Annotated in this window: 13 protein-coding genes; 11 read left to right on the plus strand and 2 right to left on the minus strand. The window is 39.5% G+C overall.

Going from position 1 to position 24,582, the window contains the following annotated elements; all coding sequences use genetic code 11:
* Positions 1–139 precede the first annotated feature (139 nt).
* The 11 genes from Q4597_RS14480 (at position 140) to Q4597_RS14530 (ending at position 22,068) form a co-directional block, all read left to right on the plus strand.
* The gene (locus tag Q4597_RS14480; RefSeq protein ID WP_215441578.1) at positions 140–1,555 is read left to right on the plus strand and encodes a cytosine permease; all 1,416 of its coding nucleotides are present in this window, start codon (positions 140–142) and stop codon (positions 1,553–1,555) included.
* 555 nt (positions 1,556–2,110) lie between these two features.
* Positions 2,111–5,161: a TonB-dependent receptor gene (locus Q4597_RS14485; protein WP_303406804.1), complete on the plus strand. Its 3,051-nt coding sequence runs from the start codon at positions 2,111–2,113 to the stop codon at positions 5,159–5,161.
* Between the two features lie 11 nt (positions 5,162–5,172).
* Positions 5,173–6,756, plus strand: a complete 1,584-nt coding sequence (locus tag Q4597_RS14490) for a RagB/SusD family nutrient uptake outer membrane protein (RefSeq protein ID WP_215441580.1) — start codon at positions 5,173–5,175, stop codon at positions 6,754–6,756.
* Positions 6,757–7,434: 678 nt separating this feature from the next.
* On the plus strand, positions 7,435–10,527 hold the full coding sequence (locus tag Q4597_RS14495) for a TonB-dependent receptor (protein ID WP_303406805.1): 3,093 nt from the start codon (positions 7,435–7,437) through the stop codon (positions 10,525–10,527).
* Between the two features lie 12 nt (positions 10,528–10,539).
* Positions 10,540–12,138, plus strand: a complete 1,599-nt coding sequence (locus Q4597_RS14500) for a RagB/SusD family nutrient uptake outer membrane protein (RefSeq protein WP_303406806.1) — start codon at positions 10,540–10,542, stop codon at positions 12,136–12,138.
* A 23-nt stretch (positions 12,139–12,161) separates the two neighbouring features.
* A complete protein-coding gene (locus tag Q4597_RS14505; protein WP_303406807.1) occupies positions 12,162–12,875 on the plus strand; it encodes a hypothetical protein in 714 nt (237 codons plus the stop codon).
* Positions 12,876–13,109: 234 nt separating this feature from the next.
* Entirely contained in the window at positions 13,110–14,846 is a 1,737-nt protein-coding gene (locus Q4597_RS14510; RefSeq protein ID WP_303406808.1) for a sulfatase, read from the plus strand.
* Between the two features lie 87 nt (positions 14,847–14,933).
* Positions 14,934–16,370: a cellulase family glycosylhydrolase gene (locus Q4597_RS14515; protein WP_303406809.1), complete on the plus strand. Its 1,437-nt coding sequence runs from the start codon at positions 14,934–14,936 to the stop codon at positions 16,368–16,370.
* Position 16,371: 1 nt separating this feature from the next.
* Positions 16,372–19,257 carry a glycoside hydrolase family 2 TIM barrel-domain containing protein gene (locus Q4597_RS14520; RefSeq protein ID WP_303406810.1) on the plus strand — a complete coding sequence of 962 codons (2,886 nt, stop codon included), beginning with the start codon at positions 16,372–16,374 and terminating at the stop codon, positions 19,255–19,257.
* A 47-nt stretch (positions 19,258–19,304) separates the two neighbouring features.
* Complete coding sequence (locus tag Q4597_RS14525) at positions 19,305–21,104, plus strand: family 78 glycoside hydrolase catalytic domain (RefSeq protein WP_303406811.1); 1,800 nt, start codon at positions 19,305–19,307, stop codon at positions 21,102–21,104.
* Entirely contained in the window at positions 21,085–22,068 is a 984-nt protein-coding gene (locus tag Q4597_RS14530) for an alpha-L-rhamnosidase C-terminal domain-containing protein (RefSeq protein ID WP_303406812.1), read from the plus strand. Before Q4597_RS14525 ends, Q4597_RS14530 begins: the two co-directional genes overlap by 20 nt.
* A gap of 131 nt (positions 22,069–22,199) precedes the next feature.
* Here the strand turns inward: Q4597_RS14530 and Q4597_RS14535 are convergent, their stop codons facing one another.
* The gene (locus Q4597_RS14535) at positions 22,200–22,838 is read right to left on the minus strand and encodes a gluconate 2-dehydrogenase subunit 3 family protein (protein WP_303406813.1); all 639 of its coding nucleotides are present in this window, start codon (positions 22,836–22,838) and stop codon (positions 22,200–22,202) included.
* 9 nt (positions 22,839–22,847) lie between these two features.
* Positions 22,848–24,548, minus strand: coding sequence for a GMC oxidoreductase (locus Q4597_RS14540; protein WP_303406814.1), 1,701 nt, complete (start codon positions 24,546–24,548; stop codon positions 22,848–22,850).
* Positions 24,549–24,582: the final 34 nt, after the last annotated feature.

The raw sequence follows: 24,582 nt of genomic DNA on the forward strand, positions 1-24,582 counted from the left end.
TGCGGGGCACTGGGAAACAAAGGCGGCGACCACACCATTGCCATGTTAAGGACGCAGTTCAAACAGGTCATGGACCAACTATGCTGCGAACGCGTAGAGGACTTACCTAAACATCTTATTCAACTAAACAACCAATAGTATGAGCCAAAACCATCACGAGGAAGAAATAATTGAGGAAATAGCAGGGGGAGAATTTGAAAGAGAGCCCGTACCCACCTCCAAACTAAAGGGGTGGAAGAGCTTTTTGGGAATGTATGCGGGAGAACATGCCGCAGGTACCGAATTTATGATTGGCCCACTGTTCTTAACTGCAGGTGTCAGTGCTTTTGACTTGATTGTAGGGCTTCTTATAGGTAACCTGCTAGCCGTACTGAGCTGGAGGTTTCTTACTGCAAAGATTGCCGTGGCAAACAGGCTAACCCTCTACTATCAATTCGAAAAAATATGCGGTAAAAAACTGGTCATAGGTTATAACCTGGCCAACGGTATCTTATTCTGTTTTCTTGCTGGTGCCATGATAACCGTTTCGGCCACCGCTGTGGGAATCCCCTTTGATATGGAAATGCCAAAATTGACGGATACCACACCTAATGGCGCTACATGGGTCATTATCGTAATCCTTATTGGAGCTGTAATCTCGCTCATTGCCTCAAAAGGATACGATACCGTATCCAAGGCCGCCAATTATATGTCGCCCATAATTGTACTGGCCTTCTTGGCTTCAGGTATTGTAGCCTTAAATCAATTGGGAGTAAAGAGTTTCGCCGATTTCTGGAATATATGGGGAGAAGGTTCAGAACCCTTCCCCGGACAGCTTAAGTACACCTTCTGGCACGTTGTTATCTGGTCTTGGTTTGCCAATGCCGCCATGCATGTGGGCATGTCCGATCTATCTGTATTCAGGTTTGCAAAGAATGCTAATGCGGGATGGACCACTGCTGCAGGTATGTATGTGGGCCATTACATGGCATGGATTGCGGCCGCACTACTCTATGCAGTCTACCTAAAATCCCCAGAAGCACAAGCATTTCTCTCCAATGGAGAGGCTCCACCGGTGGCACCAGGTCCTTTAGCCAACAACGCCATAGGCATATTCGGTATCATAGCGGTGGTACTTGCCGGATGGACCACTGCTAACCCTACAATATATAGAGCAGGCTTGGCTTTCCAGGCCATCTTACCTAAACTGTCTACCTTCTGGGTAACCATCATTGCCGGCACCATTGCAACCATAGCCGGGTTATTCCCCGCTTTTGCTATGAAACTCCTAGGATTTGTAGCTCTGTACGGCTTTATACTCGCACCCTTTGGCGCCGTTATTGTTTTTGAGCACTTCTTCCACAAGCAGGCCGGAATAGTTAAAAACTATGCTGAGATTGCCAATATCAAGTTCAACAGATCCGTATTTCTAGCATGGGCCATCAGCTTTGGATTATTTTATTTTATTTCAATTCAATTTGATGTGTTCCTTTCATTCGTGACCCTTCCTGCATGGCTACTCTGTGGGCTACTCTTCTTACTATTTAGCAAGAAGTTTCAGAAGACAAATCTTTAGGCATACCCGGATAGAATTCTTCAATACAATTTTAAAAAATAGCAGCTACATTAGAATCATGTAGCTGCTATTTTTTTGCTTTGTCACTCGTTTTACATCTCCTATTCTAATACATAAAATAGCCCTCAATATACTTTAGCATAGCCCTATATTTCCACATTAATTTCCTCTCTATTCTGGCATACGGAAAATCAAAAATAACTCAATTAAATCCATAGAACAGTTTTTCCAATACATACTACCATTCAACTTTTCAGGCTTTCCATGTACTTGTACACAACTACGTATTTCTTAAATTCTACACCATAATTCCTCATCCTTTAATACGGCAAACGAAGGAGGTATACATTCGTTCAGAAAAAGAGTAAAAAAGTACAAAACACCTTATTTACAGCATAGTACAGGTAAGTTAACTCATCCCGTTAACATAATATTGTCATGTTGTTAACAAAAGATTAAGAGTCATATTTTACCTCCAAATCAGCTCTAATATACGAGCCTTCTATTGCTTAAAAAACTTAACACCAATCGATTTAAACTCAAAAGGGAAAAGAAATGAAAGAACCTAATTTAAAGAAAATGAAATGGTTGTTGACACTGTTTCTATTGAACATTGCTAGCTTTTACGCTACTGCACAACAAACTAATGTAACCGGAACGGTAACCGATGTACAAGGCGTACCTATTCCCGGAGTAAATATTGTGCAAAAAGGGACAACAAACGGTGTTGTATCCGATTTTGATGGTAACTATACGATTAACCTTAATGATGGGTCCGATATTTTAATATTCACCTACATAGGATACCGGAGCACGGAAGAAGAAGTTGGTAGCAAAACTATAGTAAACGTAACCTTGAGCGAAGATACCCAAGCCTTGGACGAAGTTGTGGTTATTGGATACGGTACACAGCGAAAATCGGATTTGACCGGTTCCGTTGCATCCGTAAGTTCCGCAGACATTACCCAAGTACCATCTTCACGTGTAGACCAAGTACTTCAAGGTAGAGCCGCCGGTGTACAAGTTACGCAAACTAGTGGTGCGCCTGGGGCAGGTACCGTAATTAGGGTTCGTGGAGGAAATTCAATCACAGGAAGTAACGAGCCTCTTTGGGTAATAGATGGTATTGTAGTAGGAACCAATTTTAACCTCAACAATATTAATGCAAATGACATTAAATCCATAGAAATTCTAAAAGATGCATCTTCTATTGCCATTTATGGCTCAAGAGGAGCAAATGGTGTGGTGTTGGTAACTACTAAAAATGGTGCTGGAGCCGGATCAGGAAAACCTCAGGTTAGTGTAGGCTTATATACCAGTATGCAAATGGTACCTGAACAACCTGATATGCTTACCCAAGCAGAACAAATAGCGTTTACAAATGAAAGTGCCCGGTTTAGATCGGCCGCAGAGCCATTTCCTAACGCCCCATCTAGTTATCCGGATAATGACTGGTACGATTTGCTAATGGACCCATCTCCTATCTACAATGCGGATATTTCTATTGCCGGATCATCTGAAAATGGGAACGTAAACTATTACAACTCACTAAATTTTTTCGATCAAGATGGTATTATAAAGAGTTCTGGAATACAGAAATATATTTTCCGCTCAAATTTAGACATTAAGCTAAATGATAAACTAAAAACAGGATTTCGTATTAACTATTCTAGGATAAGTCAAGATAACGGAGTGGTAAGTTTTGGAAACGCCTTTGCCATATTACCCACTCAACCTATTTATAATGATGACGGAACTTTTAACGGTTTTGATGAAGTTATTGGTACCCCTTTCTCCAACCCAATAGCAAATATTGCTTTGAATACAAATGAAACCTTTACCAATAATCTATTGGCCACGGCCTATTTGGAATACAAACCATGGGAAAATTGGATGATCAGATCTACATTTAGTCCAGAATTCAATAACACCAAGCAAAATAGGTTTATCTCTAGCCAAAGTCCGGATTTACTTATAGTAGATGATTTGGGTAGAGCAAGTGTACGCACTGTTGCCAGTAACGGTTGGAACAATGAGAACACAATTCAATACCAATCAGATTTTAGTGAAAACCACAACTTAACCTTACTTGGTGGCGCTTCGTTTCAAAAAGTATCGACCGAAGTTACCGAAGCAGAAGCATTTGGTATTACTAGTGATGCTGTTGGATTCAACAATTTAGGTTTCTCCGATCCTACGAGATCTGTAATTAACAGTGACTATACTGGATTTCAGATTGCATCATTTTTTGGAAGAATCAACTATTCTTATAAGGATAAATACCTTTTCACCTTAGTGGGAAGAACAGATGGTAGCTCTGTATTTGCTTCAGGAAACAAGTATGAATTTTACCCTTCTGTGGCAGGAGCCTGGAAAATAAGTGAAGAAGGCTTCATGCAAAACCAAAGCTTTTTTAAGGATTTAAAGCTGAGAACAAGTTATGGCAAGTCTGGTAATCAAGCTATTGGCCCATATAGAACACTAGGGTTATTGACCGAAGCGAATACGACCCTGAACGGTTCCGAAATTCCTGGATTGACCCTAGGAAGACCTTCCAACCCCAGTTTAAAATGGGAAACTACCACTTCTTTTGATATTGCCTTGGAAGCATCAATGTTCGGTGGTGCTCTATTTACGGAGTTTAACTATTATCAGAAAGAAACAAACGACTTACTGTTAGACGTTACCATTCCTAGACAGACCGGTTTTACCAGCCAATTGCAAAATGTTGGATCATTGGAAAATAAAGGATGGGAACTTCTTGTAAACTCCAAAAATATCCAAAATGATAACTTTAGCTGGAACTCTACCTTAACATTGTCATCCAACAAAAACAAAATATTGGATCTTGGCGGCGTTGATTTTATAGATGTTACAGTCGATGAAATTTTGGGGTCAGGAAATACACGACTTATAGTAGGCCAACCGGTTCCAGTATTTACGGGAGTAAGGTATTTGGGAACCTGGAAAAGTCAGGAAGAAATTGATGCTTCGGGCTTGACTTCTCCACAAGTGGTTGGTGGATCCAGATTTGAAGATTTAAATGGAGATGGTATAATTTCAACCGAAGATAATGTTGTCTTGGGAGACCCTACCCCAGACCTGATTTTTGGACTACAAAATACATTTACCTATAAGAATTTGGACTTTTCCTTTCATTTTCAAGGAACTAAAGGCAATGAAGTATTTAACCTAAGAACACGTAACCACTACTTTAACCGTGGAGAAACCACAAAATTTGGAGACTTACGTAATCGTTGGACAGAAAGCAATACTACCTCAGATATTCCAAGAGCTGGTGCGGACTCTGTAACCAATACCCCTAGTAACTCGGAATATGTAGAAGACGGATCGCATGTACGACTTAAAACGGCAAGATTGGCATATAATTTTCCAATGGATAAAATGGGATGGGGAGACACAGTCAAAAACATGAGTCTTTATGTTTCCGGAAGTAACCTATTACTGTTTTCCGATTTTAGATTAATAGACCCTGAGACCAGTAGTTTTGGGAGAAACGGTCTGGGTAATATAGCCCAAGGATACTCTAATGGAGAATATCCTAATCCGCGAGTTGTAACACTTGGTCTAAACGTAACATTTTAACAACAACACAGATGAAAACAAAAACTATAATTTTATATGTCTTAGTAATCTTCTCAGGATTTAGCTGTGAGAAGTTTTTAGAAGAGGAGCCAAGAGCCCTTATTGCCCCCGAAACATTCTTTGCTTCGGAAAACGACGCAAGACAGGCTGTGAACGGTATATACGCAATTCTAAAGAACAACTCTATCTACGGGCAAGTAGGTCTAGATCATTTTTATGACAATGGCGCAGATATAATTGAGCCTAACCGTGCCGCTGATTTTGTAGAGCCTATTGGCAATTACTCCATGAATGAGGCATTGGCAGATGTTTCCGTTCAAAAAATGAGTGTTTCGGATACTTGGAAAGATTTGTACAGAGTTATTTTCAATACGAATATCATAATTGAAAGAGTAACGGGTAACGATGCAATATCCCAAGAAGCACAGACCAATATAATTGCCGAAACTACATTAATACGCGCTTTATGTTATTGGCATATTACCAATCTTTGGGGAGACGCACCATATTATACCGAAGCATTACCGTTGGACGAGGTTAGAGTTTTAGGAAGAACAGATGAGGCTACGATTATTAGTGGAGTCATGGCTGATTTAGAGTTTGCACAAGCAAACTTACCCAGTTCCTATAGCGGTGACGATAGCGGGAGAGCCTCTAAGTGGGTAGCAGCCATTATAGCTGCAAAAATCTACATGAAACAAAAAGACTGGAGACCTGCGTTGGATAAGTGTTTAGAGATCATTAACCAGTCCGGCCATTCATTATTGCCTACTTATGAAGAAGTTTTTGACCCCTCAAATGAGTACAATGCAGAGATTATTTGGTCCTTGGATTTTGCCAAAGATATTAGAGGCCAATTTGAAGAAGGTACGGTAAGGGCCGATGGTAGTTTACCTAGTGTTTTTGGTAACGGAAACTGGAGGCCAAGTATGTTTAGTCCACGTCTTAGAGACGAACCAAAGAACTCTAGTGAACGTGCCGCATTGGCGAGTGCTCTTTCTGCCAATGGCGAAGCTTTTAACGGAACTGGTTTACAAGTTGCATCAAAAGATTTTGCCGAAAAATTTCCTCTTAACGATTTAAGACGGCCTTTAAATGTGATGGACAATTATTTAGGGTTTGAACTTAACTTCCCTTACATGCCAAAAATCTGGAATTTAAACACATCTGATTCTCCTAGGTTTAATCACAAAGACAATAGGTTAATATTTAGGTTGGCCGATGTCTACCTTATGGCGGCCGAATGTGAAAATGAACTAAACGGCCCTGCAAATGCATATCAATACATTCATGCAGTTAGAGAGCGGGCTTATGCTACACAAGCTGAATGGGAGCTTGTAGGACTCAGCCAACAAGAATTTAGGGAGGCCATTTATGATGAGCGTAAGTGGGAGTTAGCGGGTGAGGCCCATAGACGGTACGATTTGATAAGATGGGGAATTTTAATGGATGTAGTCCAAAATTTGGAATACCGTTTCTGGCAACCTAATCTGAATATTAAACCTTACCATGTATTATTACCTATTCCATTACAAGAATTACAAATAAATCCTGCGTTATTGGAGTCAGATCCAACCAACAATGGGTACCGATAAAACATGAGCACTGTTTTACATTGTTGACAATTTTTTTTTTGAGTTGTTTTGAGTTAGTTGGTAAGAGGGGCAAATTCATTTTGTCCCTCTTTTTTATGCGCCTTTTTTACTGTATTTACACACTTTAAAACTCGAAAAGAGCATTTTATATCTATTGGCAAGCGAAAATATAATCCGCAACATTTTGAGATTAATGTGTAGAAGAAATGCAACGGCTCCATACCCATTCCAAAAAGGAACTGCACAACTCTATTCTTACGCTTTGGAGAACATTTTCATCAATCTTGGGATACCCAGCAATCAAACGTTATCACTCAGACCACAATCGGGAAAAGCACCAATTCCTCCTACAATACACTTGGCCTAAATTTGTATTAGACTATATCCACCCCCAAATCAATAACTTAAATTTTACCTTAAACATAAAAATTATTTTCTCGCTGTTATAGATGGTACACAATAATACTTCAAAGGGGTAAAAACGTACAAAACTACTGAATTTCAGCATGGTACAGGTAAGTACTTTTAATCCAAATAAGTATCATTGGTCAAGCGAATTTAATGGGAAAGGGAATATAGTTCTCTCTTAATAGGCGCCTAAGACCTGGTAGTAAAACTAAGACTGCTTCCTCCCCTGTTCGATTCAAACAAATACTCAACAAAACTAAATTTAACGAGATGAAAAGAAACTTTCACGAACATTTTAAACGCTTTTTGGCTCTGTCCATAATGTTCTTGGCCAGTTACTATGCCAGTGCCCAGCAAAAGACGGTCACTGGAACGGTAATTGCTGCGGACGGCCTGCCCATACCAGGTGTGAACATTGTACAAAAAGGCACTAACAACGGAGCGGTATCCGACTTTGATGGTAATTACAGTATTAAACTTTCCGACGGCAGTAAAACTCTAGTATTTTCCTACATAGGTTATAAAACCGTAGAACGATCTTTTAGTAAAAAAACGGTAATAGATGTTACTCTTGAAGAAGATTCACAAGCTTTAGATGAAGTAGTTGTAATTGGTTACGCTGCAGTTTCTCGCGAAAAAGTACTAGGTGCATTGTCTTCTGTAAAGTCTGAAGATATTGCCCAAGTCACCCCTACCAACGCTTTTGAAGGGGTACAAGGTCGTTTAGCGGGAGTTCAAATCGCATCAAACAGTGGCCCTGGTGGTTCTTTTGATATTAGAGTAAGGGGAACTTCTACCTTTAGCGCTGGCGGTACGGGTCCTCTTTATGTGGTAGATGGGCAGCAACTAGATAACATAGATAACATTGACCCAAATGATATTGCCTCCTTAGAAGTGCTAAAAGATGGAGCTACTACAGCTATTTATGGAACAAGAGGAGCAAATGGTGTAGTACTTATAACAACCAAGTCGGGAAAATCGGGGGAAGTAAACGTAGACGTAAATGTTGTAACAGGAATCAATACCTTAAACGGTGCAATTCCGGTATCCAATACAAGACAGCGCTTATTTTATGAAGATGTACGAAGAACACCCCAACAAAGGGAAACCCCTGCCGGTCGTGATAGGGATTCACTAAGCCTATTGGTGAGAAATTCTGCTGATTTGCAAGATTTAATTACAAAAGCCGGCATCCGTAATCAAATAAATGTTTCACTAAGTTCTGGCAGCGATAAATTAAAAGCCTATTGGAATACAGGATATTTAGAAGAGGACGGTATTGTCCTTAACAGTGATTTTAAAAGAATCAACACTAGATTTAAATTAGACTTTACACCAAGTAAAAAACTGACGGTGAGTACTTCATTTAATGGGTCTTTTGAAGAGCTTAACGGTTTAAGCGAATTTCAGGTTTTTACACAACTGGTGCAGCGTATTCCATACTACCCCCTCTTTCAGCCTGATGGCACTTACACACCTGATTTGTTCAGTAGACAAAACCCACTGGCAGAAGCTGAACTACGTACCCAGAAACTAAGAACTTGGCGAGGTCAAAGTTTTAATTCCATACAATATAAAATTACCCCTTCATTTTCCCTAAAATCTACACTGGGTCTAAACTTTAGGCTAAGAAGAGATAATATATTTTCTCCATTATTGGTATTGAGTAGAAGAGCAGTAAATGCAGAGGGAAGTTTTCGAGATCGAATAGATTACGACATCCAGCAAGAAAATTTCATGAACTACAACAACACTTTTGGAAAACATAGTGTATCAGGGTTCGCAGGTATGCAGATTCAGCGTCGTTTTGGAGAGAATTTTGGTCTTAACAGTACTGAATTTGTCTCTGAAGACATTAGGACATTTAATAATGCCATACCGGAAGACCTTGCAATCAATGCTGGGCAAACCTTCAACTCCCGAAGTAATCTGTTCTCTTTGTTCGGAGGGTTTAATTACGATTTTGACAACCGCTATCTCATAAGTGGTACTATAAGACGTGATGGTTCATCTCGTTTTGGTGACAATAAAGAATTTGGTTATTTCCCATCGGGTTCAGTAGGCTGGCGTGTTAGTAACGAGCCTTTCCTTAAGAATAGCGGTGTTGTTAATAATTTACTTATAAGAGCTAGTTATGGTGAGACCGGTAACGACAGGATTGGAGATTACGATTTTGTTTCGGCATTTTTACCAGGAGCCATTTATAACGACGTAAGTGGAGTTTCTCCTACTAGGCTCGGTAACCCGGAGTTAAGCTGGGAAAGCACCAACCAAACCAACCTTGGTTTTGATCTTGGTATGTTCAAGAACAGGTTAACGTTTACATTTGAAGCTTGGAGAAAAGATACCGAAGATTTGTTGGCAACCGTTCAATTACCGGAAGAATCTGGCTTTAACGGTATTCGCCAAAATGTTGGAGCCGTAAGGAACCAAGGGCTTGAGTTTAATCTTAGCGGTACCATATTAAGAACAAAAGACTTCAGTTGGAACAGTAACTTTAATATCACTATCCAAGAAAATGAAGTTACCAAATTAGCAGGAGGCACTCCTTTTAGAAGCGGTGATTACTTAATTGAGGAGGGACAGCCAATTGGTAACATTTCAGGATACAAAAACCTTGGTGTTTACCAATATGACGAGTCTAATGCGTATACCGATGCCGGCGTACAGCTTACACCTAATTTTAATGCATCCGGAGATTTTGAGAATTATACCCTAAACGGCCAGAACTATACGGGTAATGTTAACCAAATGAAAAATGGAGGAGCTACCCCACAAGGTGGAGACATCATATGGGAAGACCTAGACGGAGATTTTAATATTACTACCGAAGATCGCCAGACCATTGGAAATGGACTACCTACAACCTTTGGTGGTTTCTCCAATGATTTTAAGTACAAAGAACTGAGTTTAAGCTTCCTTTTGGATTACACCTTTGGTAATGACGTTTGGAAAAGATGGGACGAAGAACGTGATGATTTAAACAATAGTGTAGAAACTCCTGGTCCTTTTCGTATTGACGGTGCTTGGCAGAACCCAGGAGATGTTACCGTTTATCCTAGATTGACCCGAGTGGCACAGAACCGGGAAAGACCCAATAGCTTTTTTGTTGAAGATGGAAGTTTCATAAAACTAAGATTTGTTCGTCTTGGGTACGAGTTACCAAAATCAGTTTTGGACAAAATGAACATCTTTAAAAAGTGCGCATTCTACATATCTGCCAATAATCTGGTTACTTGGACAAATTACACAGGATTTAATCCAGAATTGGGAACACGCGGTAATCCACTGCAACCAGGTAATGATGGATTAAGATTTCCAAACGACCGTGAAGTAATATTAGGCTTAAATCTTAAATTTTAAAATTAAGAAATAATGAAATCTATATACACACATAAACATATACTAAAAATAGCCTTGGCTACTTTGGTTGTTTCATTTGCACTATCGTGCGACGATTTGGTAGACGAATCACCAATAAGTGAAATTAACCCAAATGGTTTTTTCAGGACCAACAAAGACGCTTTAGGCTCGGTAATAGGTACGTATGACGCCATGCAAGGTGCCGTGAGGCTCCAACATTTTTATTGGGGCGAGTTCAGGGCTGACAATTATGATCTTAATGAAGCCGCCAATCCAAATAACGCGGAACTTGCCAATAACAATGTAACCCAAGGAAATAATCAAGCTTTGGACTGGGGCAACTGGTACGATATGATCAATAGAGCAAATTTTGCCATTTCACAAATTCCAACTATACCAAATTTTGACGCCAACTTATTAGCGGAGGCACAAGCCCTTAGAGCTTTTGCCTATTTTCAAGCCATACGTGTTTGGGGCGATGTTCCTTTATTTATGGAGCCCACAGCAAGTGCCGAAGACATAGAGGCATTGGCCAAACCTAGAACGGATGCCAACACTATACTAAATGAGGTTATTATACCGGACATGTTGGCCGCTGAAGAAAATTTCACCATAAACAGATTAACCGACCCCTATAGGTTTTCCTTAACGAGCCTGTGGTCTCTACAAGCTGAAGTTTATGGTTATCTGGGCAACGATGAAGCCGCTCGTGAAGCACTTTTAAAAGTAGTGAACAGCAATAGGTTCAGTTTGACCAACACCCCGGAAGATTGGCAAAACCTTTTCCTGAACGACAATGGTCTAGAAGGCGATCAAGCAGGGCCGTTAAAATTCCAAACCGGTCCGGAATTGATTATGTCAGTTAATTATAACATTACAGAACCTGCCGGTGGAGGCAATGTAAACAGATCTGGAATTTTCAGCCTCTTTTTTGCAGGTGTACCCTCTTATTTAATGTCCACAAATTTAGAGAACAAATGGCGTGAAAAATTCCCTGTAGATTCTTTAGAGTGGGTTACAAAATATCCGGACACAGAACCCGCATTAGCAGAAACTATCATTATTACAGATGAAAACGGTACAGAAAGAGACTCTCTTGTTCCAATATATGGAGACTATCGCTTCTATTTTTCTAGAGAGGGAGGAACAGATTTAAGTGTGAGAGAAATTGGAGAGGCCAGAATGGCCAAATACAATAAGTCCAATTATAATGTTCAGTTTGATGATACGGATATTGTTCTATATAGATATTCCGGAACACTTCTGTATTTAGCCGAGCTGGAAAACAGGTTGGGCAATGATGCCAGGGCCTTAGAGTTGGTAAACGAAATCAGGACCGCCCGACAGCTTCCTCTTGTAGATGCAATGGAATTTGGAGTTTCCGTTGAAGAAAGGGAGCTTTTCATTCTAGATGAGCGTCAATTGGAGTTGTTTGGAGAGGCCCACAGATGGTGGGACCTTATACGAACAGGAAGAGCTATCGAAATTATGAACCCTATTTTAAGTAGTTCCGAAGAAGGAGTGCCATTAACAGAGGAGCGTTTGTTTCTACCAGTTTTTGAAGAACACTTGCTAGAAAATGAAAATCTGGAGCAAACTCCTGGCTATTAAACTGAAAACATAAAATTAAAAAAATGAAAAGTATACATATTCTTAAAACTTGGAGCATTCTAAGCATATTTTGCCTGTTCATAGGTTGCGACCTTCCTGTTCAAGAACGCTTCGTTTTTGAACCCGAAGTGGATATAGTAGATCCGTTTGCAGAAATTACAGCTTGGGAATTCATAAATTCTGGCCGAGCATTGGAATTGGATGATGAAGGTGAGTTAATAGGTGATAATTTCAACTATCTAAAGGCCGCAATTGAAGCTGCCGATATGGTTGATGAATACAATTCAGCCAATAATGAACGAACCTACCTTCTTCTCAATAACAACGCCTTCTTAGGAAATGGAGACGTTATAGATCTTATAACCGGTTCCGAAGAAATTGAGGAAGGAGAGACTCCTGAAGAAATAATGGCAAGGGCAGACTTAGATGTCTTACGATTAATTCTAAAGTATCATATCGTTACTACCTACATTACCCAGACCAATGTCTTATTAGAAACGGATGTTAGCGTTAAATTCCAAACCCTTATACCCGGGGAAGACGGTGTGATCTATATGAGACGTAACGCCCTGTGGAGCATTCAAATAAACCAAAACCCCGTTCCTTTACCCAACTCGGCGTTTGGAGGAGGCAACAACGAAACGGTAAGGAACCATAATTACGTATTCAATAATGGAATAGGTCACAGCCTTAACGACCCAGTTAGGAATAGGCCCTACCCTGCTCCAAATAACTAAACACTATCCATTAAGCACCCCACTATTCAAAAAATATCCTCTGGTCTATTTGTATGTATTCCGGAGGGTATTTATCCTAATAAAGATCTTTAAGGAGTTTTATTGACAGACGGGTACAAACCATATTTACCCTTAAATCAGCAGGACTTCTCTCTTTTACAAAAAGAAGCCAATAAAAAATTAAACAATTTTTTTCCTAGACTGGGGCTGATTTCTTAAAACCAAAAAATCCAAATGAAAATAGAAAAAAACAAAATAGGCCTGATTATTTTAGTTCTATCCATGGTGCATTCCATAAACTTTTGGGGACAAAAATCAGCAGACCAAAATCATGACAAACCTAATATTATTTTCATATTAACGGACGATCAGCGGTTTGATGCTTTGGGTTACGCAGGTAATGAACTCATTTCCACCCCGGAAATGGACAAATTGGCCAAAGAAGGCACCTATTTTAAGAACGCTATGGTCACCACGCCTATTTGTGCGGCAAGCCGGGCCAGTATCCTTACTGGGCTTTACGAACGTTCACACAACTACAATTTTAGTACAAAGAAAATTCGTGATGTATATATGCAAAATTCCTATCCTAAAATTTTAAAGGATAACGGATACTATACTGCCTTTTACGGAAAATATGGTGTACGTTATGATAAACTCAAAAACCAATTTAACGAGTTTGAATCTTATGACCGTAAAGATAAATACCCGGACAAACGTGGGTATTACTACAAAACTATAGGTAAGGACACAGTACACCTTACCAGATATACGGGTCAAAAAGCAATTGATTTTATAGATTCAAAAAATAGCTCTCAACCCTTTTGCCTGTCACTTAGTTTTAGTGCGCCCCATGCGCACGACTCAGCCAAAGACCAATATTTTTGGCAAGACGAATCGGATAAACTTCTTAAAAACACAATCATACCACCAGCAAAACTCTCTGATGACCTATACTTTAAATCACAGCCAGATTTTGTTAAATCCGGTTTTAACAGATTAAGATGGAGATGGCGTTACGACACACCTGAGAAATACCAGTATAGTGTTAAAGGATATTACCGCATGATTTCCGGCATTGACCGAGAAATAAAAAAAATTAGAAAAGAACTAAAAAAGAAAGGGCTTGATAAGAACACAGTCATCATTCTAATGGGTGATAACGGATACTTTTTAGGAGAGCGCCAAATGGCCGGTAAATGGTTGTTATATGATAATTCACTAAGAGTTCCACTGATTGTTTTTGACCCACGTGTAAAAAACCAGGAGGACAGTAAAGAAATGGTCCTTAACATAGACATTGCGCCTACAATTTTGGATTTAGCAGGAATTCAAATTCCACAAAATTGGCACGGTAAAAGTCTTATGCCCGTTGCCACAAAAGAACAAACCAGTTTGAAAAGAGATACCGTTCTGTTTGAACATCTCTGGGAATTTGAACATATACCACCCAGTGAAGGGGTACGCACCAAAGAATGGAAATATTTCAGGTATGTAAATAATATGTCGCTCGAAGAACTGTATCATATAAAAAACGACCCACAAGAAACAAAGAACCTAGCTAAAGACCCAGAATTTAAATCCGTTTTAGAGAAGCTAAGGACCAAGTGCAATGCACTTATAAATGAAAAAAGTGATACTTATTTCAATGGTCCTACAGCATTAAAGGTCAACATTACAGAAGCACCACAATCTATACCCGAATTTCAATGGCAGGTACCCACTAAAAACTTTGAACAAACCTCCTATCAAATTTTATTGGCTACCTCAAAGAAAAAATTAGACCAAAATATAGGTGATTTATGGAACAGTGGCCAAGTAATCCAAAAGGTTGCCAAAGCTTATAAAGATGGAAGAATATATCTAAAAGATGGCCAAACGTACTTTTGGAAAGTGAGGGTTTGGGATCAAGAAAATAGGTTCTCCAAATATTCAGAATGTCAAACCATTCAGCTTAATGGCTCCAAATAAACACGTGGCTATTGGCATAAGAACATTTATTAAACAGGATAGTACAAGATAGATATCACTATCCAAGAACGTATATTACCTCCGAAAATGAAAAATAAATTCCAAGCTATTATATCAAATAAAAAAATTGTTGGGTTACTAGCATTGCTCTTAACCTCTATGACCGCAATATCTCAAATTAAACACGGACTTAGAGATGATTCCGGCAGGCACGTTATTACACGGGGTTTTGTAATTAACACTAACGACCATAAAGGAGAAGTTTTTTTTGATTCTGACGATTATAAAAGAATGGTGCGTATGGGCGCCAACGCTCAGGTCATCCGTTTAGAGTTGGGCAAGTTAAGTTCCTTTCCTGGTGGAAGCCTAGACCAAACGTACTTAAAAAAACTAGACTCACTTGTTTCCCTAGGAAGAAACTCTGGCATGAAAACTGTCTTTAAGCTAACGGTCTACGGGGTTACCAGATTTTCATGGGAAGAGTTTTGGACAAACAAGAAAAATGAACACCAAACCTATATTAACGCTTGGAAAGTAATTTGGAAAAGATATGCGAACGATACCTCTGTTCTTGGCTATGACATTGTAAACGAGCCACGAAAATTGACCATGAATATTTCCTATGAGGATTTGACCAATACGTACTTAATACCATTATATCAAAAAATTATAGACGAAAGCCATAATATAAATCCTGATAAAAAGATATTGCTCCAATCCATTTTCATGAACAAAGGAGAAGGAATTGACAATAATCAATATGCAGAGATAACGGCACCCGTAAATCGGAAAAATATCATTTTCGCACCGCACATTTACCAAAACAAAATAGATTTCATCAAGCCTGTTATGAATAGGTTTGATAGGGAATCTGACATGCTTGAAGCGCCAATTTTAGTAGGCGAATGGGGCTTTCCCACCTTTGCTACTACAGACACTCTTACATCTGGTCACCTTGGCCAATTAGAGTACAGGGAGCTTTACATAAAAACAGCGGAGGTTTTTGACCGCATGGGAATAGGTTCTATAAAAGCTTGGTTTTTAGGAAACCGAAGCATGCAAAACTTCCTTCCTGGCGGCCCATCTACATGGGCGATTTTTAGTGATGAAACGGATGCGGGAACAGTAGAACGAAAATATATTACTGACATTATATCAAGACCTTTCCCCCAAGTAATTGCCGGAGATATACAATCTTTCTTATACAATTTTGCGACGCGTACACTCAATTTAAAGATAAAATCCAATAATAGTAAAGGAGCCTCTAAAATTTTCATTGGAGCAGACCGGCATTACCCTGATGGTTTCTCCATTATTATCAACGATGATTTTATACTGTATCACAACCCATTAAAAAACATAGGTCTTGAAGTCTACAAATCTCCTGAAAACGGAAATCCATCCGATTTTATTTGGGACGACTATAGCCAACAATTGGTAGTGCTAAAATGGCCTGTGGATAATTCCATGCTGAACATTAAAATTGTACCGGGTCTTCGGAATTTTGAACTTGTAAAAAAATAAGATGCAGCCAGCTCATTTCAACATACAAAAGTTAAGATGGCTAATTGCTTTTTCTTTATATCTTTTTTTTAACCCACAAATTAGCACTGCACAACAGACGCATCGGATATGGTTGTCCGGACAAGATGAAGCTACGGCGGTAAACTGGAATTTTATGATTTCAGGAGGTCGAAATAGCGGGTATTGGACCCAAATACCGGTTCCTGCCAACTGGGAATTTCACGGTTTTGGAAACTATACTTATGGCTATGGAGGAGATTTTGACAAAATGAATAAGAATCCTGAGATAGGATTTTACAAACAGAAATTTAATATTGAAGATAGCGACCGTGTGAATACACACATACGACTCGTATTTGAGGGGGCCATGACCGACACCCAAGTCAAATTAAATGGAAAAATAGTAGGAAAAATTCACCAAGGAGGTTACACTAAATTTAGCTACGATGTTACCGAATTTCTTCAGACCGGAATTAATGTAATAGAAGTTACAGTTCATAAAAACTCAAATAATGCCTCCATTCAAAATTCGGAACGCATTGGCGACTTTTGGATGTTTGGCGGTATTTACCGTCCGGTATATTTAGAGATTTTACCTCAAAAACATGTAAAGAGAGTGGCTATTGACGCTGATATGAACGGAGATTTAAAAATGGATGTCTATACCTCCCCCCTATCAAACGGAGATCAGATTGTAATAACAGTCTTAAACGATGAAAAACAAATAATCGGTAAACCTGTTTATACGAAAGTAAAAACTTCCAAAGATCAATTTTTGGTTAGAGCTAAATTCAACGCCCCAAAGCAGTGGTCTCATGAATTCCCCAACCTCTATTCTGCTAAAATTCAATTACAGAAAGGGACTAAAATTCTGCATGAATATTACCAGAAATTTGGATTTCGAACCTTCGAAATCAGAGACCATGATGGTTTTTACCTGAACGGTAAAAAGCTATTGCTCAAAGGTGCCTCCATACATAGTTTTCGTCCGGATTCGGGTAGAGCACTTTCAAAAGACGATATACTACAAAACGTTCTTTTGATGAAAGAAATGAATTTCAACACAGCACGTCCTTGCCATTACCCTCCCGACGATTACTTCTTTGATGTATGTGATTCTTTAGGCCTTTTGGCTTTTGATGAGTTACCAGGCTGGAAAATTCCTCTAAACAACAAAGAAGGAACACGTCTTGTCAAAGAACTGGTGGTGCGTGATGTAAATCATCCTTCAATAGTTTTGTGGAGCAATGGAAATCACATGTCTCACAATCCTGAGTTGGATAGTGTTTTTTTTACTTGGGATATTCAAAAAAGAAGGCCGTTGAAAAACGCTGCAAAAAATGAAGATATTTTTGCAAATTATTCACCAAACTTTGATATCGTAGACACAAGATATTATCCTTCATATGATTCATTAAAAAGACGATTAAAAGGAAAACATATTGTTTTGCCCAATGAAGCACTACATGCCTTGTATGATGGGGGTGGCGCTGCCGGACTTAAAGAGTATTACGATGCATTGGAAGCATCTAAAGTTGGTGGTGGATTAATGATATGGGCTCTGTTCGACGAAGGTATTGTCAATACAGACAAAGGAGGGGCTATTGATTTAAACGGTAACAGCGCAGCCGACGGTATCGTAGGCCCTTACGGTGAAAAGGAAGGGAGTTTTTACGCCATTCGCGAGATTTGGTCACCGATTCGACTTCTGGAGCTCAATGAAAGCATCAATTTTAACGGAACCGTACAGCTACAAAATAAATTTATCTTTACAAATCTCAACCAGTGCAAATTTAAATGGAAATTACAGAATTTCACTGGTCCGAACGAAGCCTCTGCAGGTCATAGAACTATCGTTTCCAATAAAGTAAATGTTCCTGATACTCCCCCAGGAAAAACAACTTCTTTAAAGTTAGAACTCCCAAAAAATTGGAAAGGTTATGAAGCTCTCGAAATCGAGGCCGTAAGCCCGAAAGGTGATGTAGTACTATCTTGGAGATTTCCCCTTAAAAAGAAAAGTCATTTTGCAAAAAAACTATCTCCTCCTATCAAATTACAACTAAGTAGAGATAAAAACAACCCATATACCTTCATAGCTGGCCGAATAAAATATAAATTCAACGAAAACACCGGAAGTTTGAAAGAGGTAAGTGTCGATAATAAAACACTTCCAATAAGTGACTTACCGTCAATTTTTGCTTCAAACACAAAAGACAGTCTCTCACTTTTCTCTTTGGGAAAGGTTTCCGTTCAAAAACACGAAAATTTTTATACGATTAAAAGTATTGGAGCCAATGGTTTCGATTCTTTCACTTGGATAATTGACCAAAACGGAACCTTGAGACTAGACTACAGCTATACACTTCCTACAGGAAACTATCATTATGCCGGCATCGGTATGAAAACCAATGCCAAGGCTATCATCTCTAAAAAGTGGTTAGGCGAAGGTCCATTCAGAATATATAACAACCGAACCAACGGAGGTCTATTGGATGTTTGGGATATAAAGAATACAGTTAATACTCCTGGAAAAATATGGGACGGACCAGAATTTGAAGGTTTTTTTGCTCCATGGTATTGGGCTGTATTTAGAACCACAAATGGTCAAAAATTTAGTGTAGCCTCCATATCCCAACAACTTGTATTGGGCGTTTTAAATCCAAAAAATGGAAATGACCCTAAAAATGCGGTGTGGCAGTACCCAAAAGATGAAGGTATCTTCTTCTTCAACCGTATTTCAAGTGTTGGGGAGAAATGGAAACCAGCAAAAGAGTTAGGATCATCAGGACAACCACATTACATTTCCAGTACCCTTACTGGTAGTTTACTGTTTAATTTTAATAATGATTCCTCTCAATCTTCTAATTTCAAATTAGAAATCGAATAAAACAAAACAATAGTCAACTCAACAAGAACAACTCAAACTCGCCGAAAATGAAACACAAGACAAAAATCAACTCTTTACTCCTTATTATTCTAACCATGGGACTAACGGCCTTCAGCATAAAAAAGGTCCAGGTGTTCCAGCTAGTTACAGAATATAAAACCAACCCTATTGGTATTGACGTCCTCAAACCCAGATTAAGTTGGCAATTGAACTCAGACGAGAGAAGTGTGACCCAGACCGCTTATGAAATTCGCGTAGCGGACTCAAAGGTTAATCTGCAAGAAGGTGAAAATCTTATTTGGACTTCAGGAAAAGTTGAAAGTGACCAATCCGTAAACGTAATCTATGAAGGACCTAAACTGCAATCTATGCAGCGAGTATATTGGCAAGTGCGGGTTTGGGACAACAAAAACAGAGCTTCGGTGTGGAGTACTCCCGCCTATTGGGAAATGGGTATTTTGGACAAAGCCCTATGGACTGCATCGTACATTGCTATGAACGACATTACTACAGAAAAAAAATCACATCCGTCGCAGTACTTTAGAACGGAGTTCCAAACGAATAAAACCATAGTTTCGGCCAAGGTACAAGCCACTTCTTTGGGAGTCTATGAACTTTACCTGAACGGGAAAAAAGTAGGTAATGACCTTTTTACGCCAGGCTACACTACCTATAACAAAAGGTTGCAGTACCAGACCTACGATGTAACGAATATGCTGAAAGACAATAATGCCATAGGTGCTATTGTAGGCGATGGTTGGTATAGAGGAAACATAGGCTGGAAAGGCGATTATGCCTTTTACGGAAACCAACTTGCCCTTTTAGTACAATTACATATAAACTATGCCGATGGAAGTAGTGAAACTATAGTAAGTAATGGTGATTGGAAAGTATCTTACGGCCCTATACTTGAATCTGATATGTACAATGGTGAAAAATACGATGCCCGACTAGAGATGGACGGTTGGAATCAAAACGGATTTGATGATAGTAATTGGAAAAAAGTGGATATCTTAAACCATTCCAAAGATATTCTGGTCGCACCACAAGGACCTCCGGTAAGAGCAACTGAAGAAATAAAAACCAAAAAGCTCATTACCACCCCCAAAGGAGAGTTGGTATTGGATTTAGGACAGAACATAGTGGGCTGGGCCAGAATGAAGGTTAAAGGTCCTAAAGGCCATAAGGTGACCCTTAAATTTGCGGAAGTCCTTGATAAAGATGGTAATTTTTACACCAAAAACCTACGAGCAGCTGAGGCAACAGACAGCTATATTTTAAAAGGTGAAGGAGAAGAAATTTTTGAACCACATTTTACCTCCCATGGTTTTAGATACATACAGGTCATAGATTACCCAGGCAACTTAAATCCTGACGCTATTATAGGAATTGTGATTCATTCGGATATCTCACCTACCGGAAGTTTTACAACTTCAGACCCAATGATCAATCAATTACAGAGTAATATTCAATGGGGACAACGAGACAACTTTTTAGATATTCCTACGGACTGTCCACAGCGCGATGAACGAGCGGGTTGGACAGGTGATGCTCAAGTTTTTAGCATGACTGCTGCTTTTAATTTTGACGTAGCTACATTTTATACAAAATGGTTAAAAGATTTAGCATTGGACCAGCACGATAACGGATCCGTGACCAACGTAGTGCCCGACATTTTAACGGGAGGAGAAGGCGTTAGTGCCAAAGGAGGCGCCACAGGCTGGGCAGATGCTGCGGTAATCATTCCTTGGACGGTATACCAGTCTTATGGTGACAAACGTGTTTTAAAAGAGCAATATGCCAGTATGAAAGGTTGGGTAGGATTTTATGGCTCAGAAATCAGGTGAGGACTATTTATGGAACGACCCCAAGCATTGGCATTGGGGAGACTGGTTAGCCTATAATGCGGACAAACCCGATTACAATGGTTCCGTAACCGAAAAAGATTTAATTGCTACCGCCTATGCTTATCATTCCACATCACTCTTTAGCAAAATAGCCGAAGTATTAGGAAAAACCGAAGACATTGAGAAATATGCTCAGCAAGCCAAAAACATAAAAAAAGCTTTTGTACAGGAGTATGTTACCCCAAACGGGCGTTTGGTCTCTCACACGCAAACAGCTTATGCAATGGCCCTTTCCTTTAATCTGATTCCTGAAAATTTAAAGAAAAAATCCGCTGAATACTTCACTCAGGACGTGAAAAAATTCGGGCATTTGACTACAGGGTTTTTAGGGACTCCCCTACTCTGCACAACCCTTTCCAAAATAGGACGCGATGATTTGGCCTTTATGTTACTCAACAGAAAGGAATTTCCATCCTGGCTTTATCCAATAACCATGGGAGCCACTACTATTTGGGAACGATGGGACACGCAAAAACCCGATGGGACTATTATTGAAGGTATGAACAGTTTTAATCACTATTCGTACGGTGCCATTGGAGAATGGCTTTATACCCATGTAGGAGGATTGAGAATAGACCCTAAAAAACCAGGTTATAAACACATCATATTTGACCCTCACCCAGGTGGAGGGTTGACAGCTGCAAAGGCTGAATTCATATCCCTTTATGGAAAAATAAAATCTGACTGGGAGATAAAAGATGGCGAATTTCATTATGAAGTAACCATACCCGCTAATACTACCGCATCTGTAACGTTATCGGGAGCTACACTAGAAAACATTAAGCTAAACAGCGCTAAGTTAAAAGCCGAAATGCAAAAAAACTTAAAGCAAACACAGCAAGGTGTACAGCTTGAACTGGGTTCAGGAACTTACCGCTTTTCGTATCCTCAACCGGCTAAATAAAATTACCCATTACTATTTGGGAAGAACAACAAAGCCCAGCTTTAAAAGCTGGGCTTTGTTGTTCTCGGATAAATGTGGCAATAAGTTGGTACTAAAAATGTAATTGACCAAGATATGGAGCATAAAAAAAGCTACAAAGACCAAGCTCTGCCTCCCGATACTTCCTGTAAATCTACACATCCTTTTTGCGCGCCCGGAATAGGGTCATAGGCCAAGACCTCTTCCCCAATAATTTTACTGACTTTAAAAGCTTCTATTCCCCTGTTTCGTAGTGAATTCAAAACAAAAAAATTAAAGGCATCATCGGATGGTAGTTGAGCTCCCTCCTTTTTGGAGGCAACTACCTCCATATTCCATTTCTTTTTATTCTCGGCATCAGCCTTAAAATAATGGGCCACCCTTTTTTCTATATCACCTTCCGTTAAATCAGTTGAAACGTTCTTTCCAGATTTTTCAAGGGTTGTAGACAAATACTGCCCTACACCTGCTTTAAATACAGTCTTTTCTTTTTCCGTAGATATAACATCTAGATAGCCATCTATAAATTGGGCCAAGTTCAAATCTGTTGCTCCAGGCACATCTGGAGTCTTAGGTATCATTACCTCTAAGGTCTTTGAAACAATATCAGCTTCATCGAGCGAAAAAAATACAGGGTTCCATGAAACCTTTTTTTCTTGGGTACAACTTTGAATAAGTGTGACTACGGCAGATGACATGGTTAAGGAACCTAGCGATAACCCAATGTTCTTTAGTGCTTTTCTTCTTTCCAAAACAGTTGTTTAAATATTCATTTTCTTTAATTCCTCTACAGCATGATTGGCTGCTCTTGCCGTTAGAGCCATGTATGTTAGTGAAGGATTTTGACATCCTGCAGAGGTCATACAAGCCCCATCGGTAACATATACATTAGGCACTTCATGCAGCTGGTTGTATTTATTCAAAACCGAAGTTTTTGGGTCCTTACCCATTCTAGCCGTACCCATTTCGTGAATACCGCCTCCCATGTACGATTCCCTTTTGTTGGCCCTGACATCTTTAAAGCCTGAATTTTCCAACATTTCTTGGGCCTGCTCTATCCAATCTTTTTTCATCCGTTTCTCGTTATCTTTGAACTCGGCATCAAAAACAATTGTAGGTAAACCGTAGTCATCAAGCTTATCATAATTTAATGACATATGGTTTTCATGATACGGCAATACTTCTCCAAAACCGCCTAAGTTAATTCGCCAACCTCCAGGTTCCAGCATGGCTGCTTTCAATTCTTCTCCGTAGGCATACTCAGGAATCAAAGTACTAAAGTCATTACGCCCGGCACTACCTTGGTATCCGTAACCCCGTATAAAATCTACTTTTTTAGAGGTGGAATCTACATTTCTAAACCTTGGTATATAAAACCCGTTAGGTCTTCGTCCTTTATAGTACTTATCATCATAGCCATCTATTTTTCCGCTTGCACCACCACCTAATTGGTGATCCATGATATTGTGTCCCAATTCACCACTGGCATTGCCCATACCGTTTGGAAAAACATCTGACCTTGATTGCATCAAAATTGCCGTAGAAGCCATGGACGAAGCACACAAGAAGACTATTTTAGATTTAAACTCTATTACTTCCTTAGTATTGGCGTCTACAATCTTGACTCCTGTAGCTTTTTTTGTTTCCTTGTCGTACAATACCTCGCAAACAATAGAATCTGGTCTTAGCGTCATATTTCCTGTAGCCTCTGCCATGGGAAGTGTTGATGAATTTGAGCTAAAATAACCACCGTACGGACACCCGCGTTTGCAACGGTTCCTGTATTGGCAGGTTCCTCTTCCTGCCCCCGGTTTTGACCCTTCCGTAATATGAGCAACCCTACCTATGGTTAGTACACGATCATCATATTTTTCAGAAATACCATTCTTTAAATGCTCTTCAACGCAATTGAGCTCCATAGGTTTTAAAAACACGCTGTCCGGTAAATGGGATAACCCTAGGGCCTCTCCACTAATACCTACATGTTTTTCCACATGCTCATACCATGGCTTTAAATCTTTATATCGAATAGGCCAGTCTACACCAATATCATCTTTGACATTGGCTTCGAAATCCAAATCTGACCAACGATAGGTTTGCTTGCCCCATATGAGGGAACGGCCACCAACCTGTGTACCTCGAATCCAATCAAATCTTTTTGTTTCATCATAATCATATTTTGAATCGTCATTAAAAAAATGACGTGTGGTTTCATCAAAACCCCAACGCGATTGTTTTGGATATTTTTCCTTTATTTTAGCTGGGGTCTCACCTCCATTTGGTAAGTCCCACGGATCAAGGTTCATAGTTGGATAATCAACTACATGTTGTACCATTCTTCCACGTTCCAGAACTAAAGTTTTAAGCCCGTTCTCGCAAAGCTCTTTTGCTGCCCATCCTCCACTGACTCCGGTACCCACTACAATAGCATCAAAAGTTGTTGTTTCTGGTTTAATTGACATTTATCTTTTTATTAGATTATTTTAATTCTAACCA

The sequence above is a fragment of the Zobellia sp. 1_MG-2023 genome (assembly GCF_030549125.1).
In the GTDB taxonomy this organism is placed as follows: domain Bacteria; phylum Bacteroidota; class Bacteroidia; order Flavobacteriales; family Flavobacteriaceae; genus Zobellia; species Zobellia russellii.

What these genes read in the sequence shown, in the direction of transcription:
- Q4597_RS14515 (WP_303406809.1), top strand. Translation starts at nt 14,934, where the DNA reads ATGAAAAATAAATTCCAAGCTATTATATCAAATAAAAAAATTGTTGGG.
- Q4597_RS14485 (WP_303406804.1), top strand. Translation starts at nt 2,111, where the DNA reads ATGAAAGAACCTAATTTAAAGAAAATGAAATGGTTGTTGACACTGTTT.
- Q4597_RS14480 (WP_215441578.1), top strand. Translation starts at nt 140, where the DNA reads ATGAGCCAAAACCATCACGAGGAAGAAATAATTGAGGAAATAGCAGGG.
- Q4597_RS14510 (WP_303406808.1), top strand. Translation starts at nt 13,110, where the DNA reads ATGAAAATAGAAAAAAACAAAATAGGCCTGATTATTTTAGTTCTATCC.
- Q4597_RS14530 (WP_303406812.1), top strand. Translation starts at nt 21,085, where the DNA reads ATGGCTCAGAAATCAGGTGAGGACTATTTATGGAACGACCCCAAGCAT.
- Q4597_RS14520 (WP_303406810.1), top strand. Translation starts at nt 16,372, where the DNA reads ATGCAGCCAGCTCATTTCAACATACAAAAGTTAAGATGGCTAATTGCT.
- Q4597_RS14500 (WP_303406806.1), top strand. Translation starts at nt 10,540, where the DNA reads ATGAAATCTATATACACACATAAACATATACTAAAAATAGCCTTGGCT.
- Q4597_RS14525 (WP_303406811.1), top strand. Translation starts at nt 19,305, where the DNA reads ATGAAACACAAGACAAAAATCAACTCTTTACTCCTTATTATTCTAACC.
- Q4597_RS14505 (WP_303406807.1), top strand. Translation starts at nt 12,162, where the DNA reads ATGAAAAGTATACATATTCTTAAAACTTGGAGCATTCTAAGCATATTT.
- Q4597_RS14540 (WP_303406814.1), bottom strand. Translation starts at nt 24,548, where the DNA reads ATGTCAATTAAACCAGAAACAACAACTTTTGATGCTATTGTAGTGGGT.
- Q4597_RS14490 (WP_215441580.1), top strand. Translation starts at nt 5,173, where the DNA reads ATGAAAACAAAAACTATAATTTTATATGTCTTAGTAATCTTCTCAGGA.
- Q4597_RS14495 (WP_303406805.1), top strand. Translation starts at nt 7,435, where the DNA reads ATGAAAAGAAACTTTCACGAACATTTTAAACGCTTTTTGGCTCTGTCC.